Genomic DNA, 11,193 nt, shown 5'->3' with positions numbered 1-11,193 from the left:
GGGGGTGCCAAGCGTGGATCGTCGCAGCGCCATGTTGATGCTGGGGTTCGGGGTGGCGGCTGCCGCTCTGCCGCTGCCCAGCGCCGGAGCCCAACCGGTGATCGGTGATGCGCCGGCTCCCGGACCGGGCGGACCCGGGGTTCCCGAGGCCGCCGTGCCCGGGTTGCTGTTCGCCGACGAGTTCAACGGCCCGGCCGGTGCACCCCCAGACCCTGCGTCCTGGTTCATCGTCCCGGTCCGGGAGACCATCCGGAATCCCGTCGAATGGGACAAGCCCTACAACATGGGGCGCTACGTCACCGACCAGGAGCACGTCTTCCAGGACGGGGCGGGCAACCTGGTCATCCGCGCCACCCGGGGTGAGGGCGCCAACATCCAGGAAAAGTACGCCAGCGCGAAGATCGTCGGGAACTGGCGGGGCGGCGTCGGGACGACGTGGGAAGCCCGGATGAAGCTCAACTGTCTCACCGACGGCGCCTGGCCGGCGTTCTGGTTGATCAACGACAACCCGGTGCGCGGCGGTGAGATCGACATCGTGGAGTGGTACGGCAACCGGGACTGGCCCTCGGGCAGCACCGTGCACGCAAAGCTCGACGGCACCATGTTCCAGACCCACAAGCATCCGATCGACGGAGACTGGCATACCTGGCGTATGACCTGGCAGCCGGCCGGGATGTATTTCTGGAAGGACTACCAGCCCGGGATGGAGCCCTTCTTCACGGTTCCGTCCAACTCGTTGCCGGAATGGCCTTTCAACGATCCCGGATTCACCATGGCGCCGGTGTTCAACATCGCCGTCGGCGGTTCCGGCGGTCGTGAACCGGCCGGTGGCACCTATCCCGCGGAGATGCTGGTGGACTGGATCCGGGTCTTCTGACCGACGGTTCCGGCAGTCGCAGCCGAGCGGGTGCATCATGACGTGTCGCTGACGTCGGCGACAATTCTGTTCACCGGGGACTGATCCCCGGTTACATTGCCGCGGTGACATCGACACGATGGGCGCTCTGGTTGGGGACCTTCGGCGCCGGCGCCTGCATCGCGCTGGGGACCGGGGCCGGTATCGCCGCGGCCGAGTCCGACTCGCCCGCCGGCACGGCGCCGTCGGGTGAACCGGCGTCACAGACCGCCGGCTCAGACACCCGAGCGCACACCGACGACACCGACACCGACACCGACGCCGCGGACGAAGACGCCGAAACCGCAGACACCGCAGACGCCGACGCCGACGCCGAAACCGCCGACACCGACGCCGACACCGACGCCGAAACCGCCGACACCGACGCCGACGCCGACGACGCCGAAACCGCAGACATCACCGAAACCATCACCGCCACCGAAACCGCCGCGAAAGCCCCCGAGCACACTCCGGTCGAGGACACTCCGGTCGAGGACACTCCGGTTCAGGACGGCCCGGTTCAGGACAGTCCGCTCCAGTCCCTGGCAGCGCCCGCCACGGTCACCGGCGTCAGAACCGGTCAGGCCAAGCTGACGATCCCCGTGACGTCCAAGGGCTTCACCACCCGCGCCGACTGGTACTTCCCCACCCAAGCGGACGGTTCGGTCTCGGCGACCGGAGTGATCTGGCTGCAGCACGGATTCCTCGGCACCAAGTCGTTCTACTCGGCGCTGGCCAAAACGCTGTCCCAGCAGACCAACAGCGTCGTGGTGGCCGCCAACCTGCCCTCGTTCCCGTCGTTGCGCTGCGGCGGCTGCTGGATCAACGGGGTTCCCACGCAGCAGGCCGTCGCGGCGATGTTCCTCGGCGACCGTGGGGCGCTGAACGTCAGCGCGAACGCGGCGGGCCTGCCCGGCCCGCTGCCGGAGGACTTCATAATGTCCGGGCACTCGGCCGGCGGTGGTTTCGCCACCGCTGTCGGCGGCTTCTATGCCGCCGATCCCGGCAACGATCGGGATCTGCGCGGTGTGGTGATGTTCGACGGCTTCTCGTTCACCGGCGTCGTCCCGGGTGCGTTGCAGAAGCTGGCCGATCCCTATGTCCCGGTCTACCAGGTCGCCGCGCCGCCCCAGTTGTGGAACCTGTTCGGCGCCACCACCAAGGAGCTGGTGGCAGCGCGCCCGGACAGGTTCGTCGGTGCGACGCTGGCCGGGGGCTCGCACGTCGATTCCCTGATCGGCAGCAACCCGCTGATCGACTTCTTCGCCCAGCTGGTGACCGGCTTCTCCCCGGCCGCCAACACCGCAGCGGTCTACACGCTTGCCACCGGCTGGATCAACGACATGTACCAGGGTCTGGGTCCGCTCGACGGCAACGGGATCTACGGGGCGCCCGACGAGTACATCGTCATGGGCGACACCGCCGCCGTGGTGCTGGCCCCACCACCGGTGGTCGACCTCGACCGCTATCTGGGCACCTGGTTCGAGGTCGGCAGCGTCAAACAGTTCTTCTCGATCGGACTGGTCAACACCAAGGCCGTCTACAGCCTCAACCCCGACGGCTCGATCAAGGTGGTGAACTCCGGGAACTACTTCGTCAACAACGGCCCGAAGTCCTCCATCGTCGGGTCGGCCCTGCCGGTGGACCCCGACAACAACAAGCTCAATGTGCGGTTCTTCGGTCCCGCCTCAGCCAACCCGCCGGGTAACTACTGGATCGTGGATCTTGACCCCGACTACCAGTGGGCCATCGTCAGCGACCCGAGCGGCTTCAGCGGGTTCCTGCTCACCCGCAGCGCGGTGGTGTCCGCCGCCTTCTACCAGGAGCTGCTGGATCGGGCCTCGGTGAAGGGAGTGAAGGGACGGATCACGCCGACCCGGCAACCCGGTGCGGGCCAGGGTCACGTCGCCGCCGAGGCCTGAGTGGCGTCCTCCAACTCGGTGAGCACCCGCTCGGTCAGCGCGACGAGCGAACCGATGTCAGGCACCACGTCGCTGCCGGAGACGTAACCGAACGTCACCCGGTCGGCGTAGGAGCACATCGTCACGTTCAGCGCCTGCCCGTCGATGGCGGTCGAGACCGGGTAGATCTCTTCCAGATGCGCCCCGTTCCAATACATCTCGACGTCAGGACCGGGTACGCCGGAGATCGAGACGTTGTAGCCGCGCCGGATGCGCGGCGCGAACGGCACATTCGCCGTCAGCACGGTCCACGCGATGCTGGGCGCGAGGAGCAGCATCGTCGCATTCGGGCCGCGGTCGGCCACCTGGCGCTTGACCCACGACATCGCCCGATGGATGTGCTGCAGCCGGGCGGCCGGATCGGACAGGTCGGTGCCCAACGGGCACAACTGCAGACCGAACAGGTTGCCGTGTTCGTCCTCGGCGGCGCTGTGCTCACGGCCGCGCACGGTCACCGGGCAGATGGCCACCAGCGATGCCTTCGGTAGCTCGTCGCGTGCGAGGAGCCATTCGCGCAGCACTCCGCCGACCACCGCGGTGAGCACGTCGTTGCCGGTCACCCCGGCTGCGGCCTGGACCGCGCGGATACGGGATTTGGGCCAGCTCCCGCCGGCGAAGGTGCGGTCCCGCCCGACCCGGCCGTTGAACCTGGTGTACGGGGCAGCGAGCGGCAGCACCGCGGTCCCCGACACGAGACTGGTTGCCACCGTGGACACTTCGCCCAGGGCCAGCTGCAACGTGAACCGGGCCAACGCACCGGCCAGGGACAACGGATTGGGAATCGGGCCACCCCGGCCGGCGCCGCCCCGGCCTGGCTGCTTCGCCTCGTTGGCGTAGATCGGCCGCATGCAGCGCCGGTCGGGGTCGGAGCTCAGCGCGTCGGCGATCATCGCCAATCCGGCCACACCGTCGATCACGGTGTGGTGCACCTTGATGTAGAACGCGAAACGGCCATCTGGCAGACCGTCGATGATGTAGGCCATCCACATCGGCCGGGACCGCTCCAGGGGTTCGCTGTGCAACCGGCTGATCAACTGCCACAGCTCGTCGCGGTCAGCTCCGGCGGGCAGGCTGCACCGGCGCAGATGCGCTCGCATGTCGACGGTGTGGTCGGTGCGCCACACCCACAGGCCCGCGGTGTCGATTCCCGCGTGCGGGTGCCGGCGGAATCTCGGATCCAGGTCGGCGGTCTCGGCCAACGCGGCCCGGTAGAGCACGTCGGCGTAGTCGGGTCCGGCTCCCGGCGGCGGGCACAGGATCAACACCGCGGCAGTGTGCAACGGTTCGGAGAGCACCTCCGCGGTGATCATCGCCGCGTCCAGCGGTTCCAGCGGTTCCATCGGCCGGCACCCCACTCACTCCGGCGCAGCGGGCCCGTCGTAGCCCAGCCGCAACAACTCCGCGATCTCACTCACCAACGGCATCCTCGGATTGGTGCGATTGCTCAGATCCTCGAATGCGGTCATCGCCAGTTCGGGCAGGCCCGCGGCGAACGCATCCTCGGGCACGCCGAGTTCCTTGAGTGAGCGCGGCATCCCGACCACCGCCAGCAGGTTCCCGACGCCGCGGAACAACCGGTTCCGACAGTCGTCGGGATTGTGGCCACCGAAGATGAGTCGGCCGATCTGGGCGTATTTGTCGGGGGCGACGTAGGCCGAGTAACCGGGTGCGGGCATGAACTTGCTCGGCAGCGCCGCGTTGTAGCCGAGCACGTGCGGCAGGAAGATCGCGTTCGCCCGGCCGTGCGCGATGCCGAACCGCGCTCCCACGGCGTGGGCAAGCGCATGGTTGGTGCCGACGAAGGCATTCGAGAAGGCGAGCCCGGCCAGCGTCGCGGCGTTCGACATGTCGGTCCGCGCGGCCAGATCCTGCGGATCGGCATACGCCCGGGGAAGAGCGTCGAAGATGAGCCGCGCCGCCTGCGCGCACAGCGCGTCGGTGTACGGCGACGCGAAGATCGAGACGGCCGCCTCCAGCGCATGGGTCAGCGCGTCGACGCCGGTGTCCGCGGTGAGGGTGGGCGGCATCGAGGACGTCAGCACGGGGTCGACGATCGCCAGGTCGGGCACCAGGCTGTAGTCGACCAGCGTCTGCTTTCTGCCACGGACGGTGAGCACGGCCGCCGGTGACACCTCCGATCCGGTGCCCGACGTCGTCGGGACGGCGACCAGCTGCAGCCGGTGCCGGTCGGTCGGATACTCCGCCACCCGCTTGCGGGGGTCCAAGAACGGCATCGTCAACTCGTCGAGCGTCTTCTCCGGGTGTTCGAAGAACAACCGCATCGCCTTGCCGGCGTCGAGCACCGACCCGCCTCCGACCGCGATCAGCACCTGCGGTTGTGCGCGCTCCAGCGACTGCACCCCGCGCCGGATGGTCACCTCGTCCGGTTCCGGGGGCACCTCGGCGAACACCTGCACATGGTGGGCGCGCAGTTTGCCGCGAATCAGGTCGGCCACACCGCGCTCGTCCCCGTCGGCGTCGGTGACGATGATGGCGGACTCACAGTCGAGGTCGCGCAGGTTCTCCAGGGCTCCGGCGTTGAAATAGGTGTTCGACGGCACCCGGAACCACTGCGGTGGGGTCCGGCGCCGTGCGACGGTTTTGATGTTGAGCAGCTGTCGATAGTTGACGTTCTCGGTGGTACTCGACCCGCCCCAGGTTCCGCAGCCCAACGAGAACGTCGGAGTCAGATTGTTGTAGACACCTCCGAGGGCACCGACCGCGGTCGGTGCGTTCACCAGGATGCGGCCGGTCCGCACCGCCGCGCTGTAGGCGTCCACCACGGCCGGGTCGTCGGCGTAGACCGCCGAGGTATGTCCCAGCCCGCCGTGTTCGGTGACCAGTACCGCGACGTCGATGGCGTGCTCGACATTGCGGGCCCGGACCACGCCGAGGACCGGCATCAGCTTCTCGGCCAGCAGCGGGTGCGCGGCGAGCTCGCTCAACTCGGCGGGCAGCGGCGCCAACAGCACCGTCACCGTGGGCGGCACCGTGAATCCCGCCCGCGCGGCCAGTTCCGGGGCCTTCTGTCCCAACGCATCGAGTGAGATGGTGTCGCCGCATCCGAACGCGAACCGGATGATCGCGTCGGTCTGCGCGTCGGTCAGCAGGCGGGCACCCATCCGCTCGAACTCCGCGATCATCGCGTCGTAGATCTCATCGTCGATGATGCAGGTCTGCTCCGCCGGGCAGATCACCGACGAGTCAAAGGTTTTCGAGATGAGGATGTCAACGACGGCGCCTTTGACGTCGGCTGTTCTGTGGAGGTAGATCGGGGCGTTTCCGGGACCCACGCACAGTCCCGGTTTGCCTGCGGCGTTCGCCAGCGCGACGATCCTCGGCCCACCGGTGACCCAGATGAAGTCCACCTCAGGATGTCTGAACAGGTAGTGGGTCACCTCGTGGTCGGCGTCCGGGATGACTTGAAGCGCACCGGCCGGCATTCCGGCCGCCTCGGCGGCCTCGCGCAGGATCTCGACGCTGCGTTGGCAGCACCGGACCGCGTGCGGCGAGGGCCGGAAGACGATGGCGTTGCGGGTCTTCGCGGCGACGATCGCCTTGAACAACACCGTCGACGTCGGATTGGTGACCGGGGTGATCGCCAGCACCACACCGATCGGTTCGGCGATGCGCACGATGTTGTTCTCGACGTCTTCCTCGACGACCCCGACCGATTTCTTGTCGCGTAGGTAGTCGTGCAGGAACTCGGTGGCGACGTAATTCTTGACGACCTTGTCCTCGAACACTCCGAAGCCGGTCTCCTCGATCGCCACACCGGCCAGTTCGGCCGCCGCGCGGAGGCCGGCCCGCACCATGGCTTCGACGATGTCGTCGACCTGGCACTGGTCGAGTTTGCGGAACTCTGCGGCCGCGGCGGACGCGGAGTCGACCGTCGCGTCGATGCCCTCGGGGGTCCACGCTCTCGCCGGCCTGTGTGTAGTCGGCATAACCCGAACCTTTCGCCAGTGCTTGCCGGCGCCATCGTCGGTGACACCCCGCGGACTCCGATAGAGGCGAAAGTCCCCGCGCCGATGTCGTTCGGGGTAGCTAAACCCCATTGTGCGAACTAACTTTTGGGGGTTCAAGGAGCCGACGACGGGCTCGGCGGTTTCACCTCCGCGCCACCGTCGGCGGAGGACACTTGGCTCGGGCGATCCGCCCAGCGACAGGAGGATCCGATGAAATACGCCATGACCTGGACGTCGCGTCTCGGCGCTTCCGGGAAAGACAACGAAGAAGCCCTGCAGCGCGCTCTGGAGCTGTTCTCGAAGTGGCAGCCGCCGGCCGGCACGACCTTCCACCAGTTCGTCGGACGGGTTGACGGTGAGGGCGGATTCGCAATCGTGGAAACCGTTAATCCGACCGAACTACTCACCGAGACAATGAAGTTCGCTCCGTTCAACGCCTTCCAGATCCATCCCGTGGTGGACATGAACGAATGGGCGCAGGCAGCCCAACAGGGAATCGACTACCGGAGTTCCATCGACTGAGCGCACATGTCACCATGATCGGGTGAGCGGGAGAACCACCTGCGCCATCGTCGGTGGCGGGCCGGCGGGCATGGTGCTGGGTCTGCTGCTGGCCCGCGGCGGCGTCGATGTCACGGTGCTGGAGAAGCACGCGGATTTTCTGCGTGACTTTCGTGGTGACACCGTGCACCCCAGCACACTGCGGCTGATCGACGAACTCGGACTGTGGCCGCGATTCGCCGCCCTACCGCACAGCCGGCTGCAGCGCGCCACGATCGAGCTCACCCCGGGCCATCCGGTGACGATGGTGGACTTCGGCCGCCTGCGTCAGCCGCATCCGTATATCGCGATGGTGCCGCAATGGGATCTGCTCAACCTGCTCGCCGAGGCCGGACAGGCCGAGCCGACGTTCACCCTGCGGATGCGCACCGAAGTGACCGGACTGATCCGCGAGCGGGGCCGCGTCGTCGGGGTGCGGTATCAGGGAGCCGACGGGCCGGGGGAACTGCGCGCCGACCTGACCGTCGGCTGCGACGGTCGCGGTTCGGTGCTGCGCGAGCCGGCCGGGCTACAGGTACGCGAGTTCCCGGTCAGCTTCGACGCATGGTGGTTCCGGCTGCCCCGGCCGTCCGACGACACCATCTTCACGCTGCTGCCCCGGATCGCCCCGGGCAAGGCCATGATCGTCATCCCGCGGGAGGGCTACCTGCAGATCGCGATGCTGATCCCGAAGGGCGCCGACGCCCGACTTCGGGCGCGCGGACTCGATGCGTTCCGCGCCGACGTGCTGGCACTGCTGCCCGAGGCCGGGTCCACCGTCGACACCATCACCACCCTCGACGACGTCAAGCATCTCGACGTCCGGGTGAACCGGTTGCGGCGCTGGCACACCGCGGGGTTGTTGTGCATCGGCGACGCCGCCCACGCGATGTCACCGGCCGGCGGCGTGGGCATCAACGTGGCCATCCAGGACGCGGTGGCCGCGGCCCGGATACTGGCCGCACCGCTGCGCAGCGGTGCGGTAACCGATCGCGACCTGGCCGCGGTGCGACGGCGCCGGGTGCTTCCGACCGCACTCACCCAGGCCGTGCAATGCCAGGTCGACAAGCGGTTCCTGGGTCCGATCCTGCGCGGTGAGTTGTCCGGCCCGCCCCCGGGCGCGGTTCGTACCGTGGCGCGGGCGCCGTGGCTGAGCGTGCTGCCGGCGTTCCTGGTCGGGGTGGGGGTACGACCCGAACGCGCACCCGAGTTCGCGAAGCGGGCGCCCGCGTAGGGTCGGCCTGGTGACCGACGCCGCCGCCAACCCGTTCGATCTCACCGGCCAGGTGGCCGTCGTGACCGGCGGCGGGTCCGGGATCGGGCTGGGTATGGCCGAGGGTCTGGCCCGGGCCGGCGCATCGGTTGCGATCCTGGGCCGCTCCGCACCGCGGTTGGATGCCGCCGCGGCGGCGTTGCGCCGCCACGGCAACGCGGTGCTGCCCCTGGTATGCGATGTCACCGACGAAGCGGCGGTCACCGACGTGATGGCCCACATCAGAGCCGAATTCGGTTACCTGGATTCATGTTTCGCCAATGCCGGGGTGGGCGGAAGATTCACCCCGGTACTCGACACCTCATTGGCCGAGTTCCGGGAGGTCACCCGCGTCGACCTTGACGGGGTCTTCGTCACGCTGCGTGAGGCGGCCCGCCAGATGATCCAGGCGGGCCGGGGCGGCAGCCTGGTCGGGGTGTCGAGCCTGGGTGCGCTGCAGGGCATGCCGCGTCAACCGGCCTATGCCGCGTCCAAGGCCGGCGTGACCTCGCTGATGGACAGCCTCGCCGTCGAGCTGGCCAGACACCGGATCCGGGCGAACACGATCCAGCCGGGCTGGTTCGACACCGAGATGACCGCGCATGCATTGGCCGACGAGCGGTTCGGTGCGCGGGTGCTGCCACGGGTACCACTGCGCCGCTGGGGCGCCGCGAACGACATCGCGGGTGTCGCGGTGTACCTCGCGTCCCCGGCCAGTGCCTACCACACCGGCGATGTGCTGCGTCTGGACGGCGGCTACCTGAAGTTCTGACGTTTGAGGATCCGGTCGGCAGGACATGAAAAGACGGTGACCATGCTGCCGACCCGGTTGCCGACGCCGGCTGTCCAGATCACCGATGCCGGCGTCGAGGCCGCTCTGACTGCCGCGGTGCGCATCATCAATCCGTTGCTCGACGGTCTGGCCGGGCTGGATCCGCTCGCGCTGAAACGACGCGACGACGGTGTCGGCCGGCTGCTCAACGCCGCCGATCTGCCCGGCACCCCGGCCTGGGACGAGATGAGCACCGACGCCAGGATCCACTGGTGGGTGTGGCGCGTCGGCGCGCTGAACAATCTCGGGGTGGCGTTCCCCGGGGCGTTCGGGATTCTGGCCCGTCGGCTGCCGATCCAGGATCTGCTGGGGTTCGTGAGCCAGGCCACCGTGCTGTGCGCGGTGGCCGGTGAGCTCGGCGTGACCGACCATCGCACCCAGGTCCGCATGCTGGCCTCGGTGCTGTGCGACCGCGACCTGTCGGTCGTGGTGTACGAACCGAACACCGGTCAACCGCTGGCAGAGATTCCGCAGCATCCGCTGGGGTTGGTGCGGGCATTGTGGAATCTCATGGGTCTGTTCGACGCCATCGGCGACGAACTCGCCAAGCGACCCCACCCGCGTGCTCCGTTCCGGATGCTCGGCCTGATCCCGGGTGTCGGCGCGCTGGCCGCCTACTTCGGTGAGTGCGGTGCCTTGGCACGCGCGGCCAAGATGGGACGCGGCTGGCTTGAGCGCCGGTCACAGCCCTAAGGACTGCTGCGCGGCGTGCAGCGTGCTCGCCGAGGCCTGCAGTCCCGCCAGCTCCGGCTCCGAGAGCGGAACCTCCAGCACCTGACCCGCACCCCGGGCGGTGACCACCGTCGGCAGCGACAACGCCACCCCCGAGATGCCGTGCGCGCCGTGTTGCACGGTGGACACCGGCAGCACCCGGTGCTGATCGCCGAGCACGGCCTCGACGATGCGCGCCGTGGAGAGCCCGATCGCCAGGTTGGTGGCGCCCTTGCCTGCGATGATCTCGTACGCGGCGTTGACGACCTCCGCCGAGATGCGGTGCCGGTTCGCCTCGTCGAACACCGGGGCGCCGTCGCGACGGAACCGCGCCGCGGGCACCCCTCCGACCGACACACTCGACCACAGCGAGATCTCCGAGTCTCCGTGCTCACCGACGATGAACCCGTGCACGTTGCCGACCGCCAAGCCGGCCCGCTCGGCGATCAGATAGCGAAACCGGCTGGAGTCCAACACCGTTCCCGATCCGAACACGTGCCCGGCCGGGGCGTCGACAGACTGGGCGGCAGCGAAGGTGACCACGTCGACCGGGTTGGTCACCAGTACGACGACCGCATCGGGAGAATGTGCCAGCAACTGGGGTGTCAATGTCTTGGCCATCGCCACGTTGGCCGCCGCCAGCTCCAGCCGGCTCTGACCCGGTTTCTGTTTGGCCCCTGCTGTCACGACCACGACGGCTGCATCGGCCGTCACGGCGATGTCGTCGGAGCCCGAGATCCGGCAGTGCGGGACGAACTGGCTGCCATGGTTCAGGTCGAGCATCTCGGCCCGCACCTTGGCGGCGTTGACGTCGTAGAGCGCCAGCGATCCGGCGGAGCCGCGGATGAAACAGGCATACGCGATCGCGGTGCCCACGCTGCCCATCCCGACGATCGCGACCTTGGTGTTCTGTTCGACGGCCATGCCCTCATTCTCGTGCAGGTCGCCCCGGTCAGCCTCCTACGCGCGGCATCGAGATCGGCCCGATCGGCTGTCCCCTCCGCAGCCGATCGAACCGACGCTGCAAACATAGG

At 68.3% G+C, this 11,193-nt stretch carries 9 protein-coding genes; 6 read left to right on the top strand and 3 right to left on the bottom strand.

Annotated features, from left to right (window positions below; all coding sequences use genetic code 11):
- The first annotated feature begins 13 nt into the window (after positions 1-13).
- Both ACNUDN_RS02065 and ACNUDN_RS02060 read left to right on the top strand, forming a co-directional pair.
- Positions 14-877 (top strand): glycoside hydrolase family 16 protein, encoded by an 864-nt coding sequence (locus tag ACNUDN_RS02065; protein WP_419124980.1) that lies wholly within the window; start codon positions 14-16, stop codon positions 875-877.
- A gap of 104 nt (positions 878-981) precedes the next feature.
- Positions 982-2,817, top strand: coding sequence for a lipocalin family protein (locus tag ACNUDN_RS02060; RefSeq protein ID WP_419120394.1), 1,836 nt, complete (start codon positions 982-984; stop codon positions 2,815-2,817).
- Here ACNUDN_RS02060 and ACNUDN_RS02055 read toward each other — a convergent pair.
- Both ACNUDN_RS02055 and adhE read right to left on the bottom strand, forming a co-directional pair.
- A complete protein-coding gene (locus tag ACNUDN_RS02055; protein ID WP_419120393.1) occupies positions 2,796-4,196 on the bottom strand; it encodes a wax ester/triacylglycerol synthase family O-acyltransferase in 1,401 nt (466 codons plus the stop codon). The two genes, ACNUDN_RS02060 and ACNUDN_RS02055, sit on opposite strands and share 22 nt — an antisense overlap.
- A gap of 15 nt (positions 4,197-4,211) precedes the next feature.
- Complete coding sequence (gene adhE / locus ACNUDN_RS02050; RefSeq protein WP_419120392.1) at positions 4,212-6,803, bottom strand: bifunctional acetaldehyde-CoA/alcohol dehydrogenase; 2,592 nt, start codon at positions 6,801-6,803, stop codon at positions 4,212-4,214.
- Positions 6,804-7,034: 231 nt separating this feature from the next.
- Here adhE and ACNUDN_RS02045 point away from each other — a divergent pair, with 231 nt between their 5' ends.
- The 4 genes from ACNUDN_RS02045 to ACNUDN_RS02030 are packed head-to-tail and all read left to right on the top strand — an operon-like array spanning position 7,035 to position 10,141.
- Positions 7,035-7,346, top strand: a complete 312-nt coding sequence (locus ACNUDN_RS02045) for a DUF3303 domain-containing protein (protein WP_419120391.1) — start codon at positions 7,035-7,037, stop codon at positions 7,344-7,346.
- A 22-nt stretch (positions 7,347-7,368) separates the two neighbouring features.
- Positions 7,369-8,598, top strand: a complete 1,230-nt coding sequence (locus tag ACNUDN_RS02040; RefSeq protein ID WP_431959238.1) for an FAD-dependent oxidoreductase — start codon at positions 7,369-7,371, stop codon at positions 8,596-8,598.
- 10 nt (positions 8,599-8,608) lie between these two features.
- Entirely contained in the window at positions 8,609-9,388 is a 780-nt protein-coding gene (locus ACNUDN_RS02035) for an SDR family NAD(P)-dependent oxidoreductase (RefSeq protein ID WP_419120390.1), read from the top strand.
- Positions 9,389-9,430: 42 nt separating this feature from the next.
- On the top strand, positions 9,431-10,141 hold the full coding sequence (locus tag ACNUDN_RS02030) for a hypothetical protein (RefSeq protein ID WP_419124979.1): 711 nt from the start codon (positions 9,431-9,433) through the stop codon (positions 10,139-10,141).
- On the opposite strand, the gene ACNUDN_RS02025 is transcribed toward ACNUDN_RS02030, so the two are convergent.
- Positions 10,130-11,083, bottom strand: a complete 954-nt coding sequence (locus ACNUDN_RS02025) for an L-lactate dehydrogenase (RefSeq protein WP_419120389.1) — start codon at positions 11,081-11,083, stop codon at positions 10,130-10,132. The two genes, ACNUDN_RS02030 and ACNUDN_RS02025, sit on opposite strands and share 12 nt — an antisense overlap.
- Between the last annotated feature and the right edge of the window lie 110 nt (positions 11,084-11,193).

Source organism: Mycobacterium sp. smrl_JER01 (assembly GCF_048513595.2).
Taxonomy (GTDB): domain Bacteria; phylum Actinomycetota; class Actinomycetes; order Mycobacteriales; family Mycobacteriaceae; genus Mycobacterium.
The sequence above is the reverse complement of the archived record's forward strand: the minus strand, read 5'-3'. Positions and strand labels throughout refer to the sequence as shown.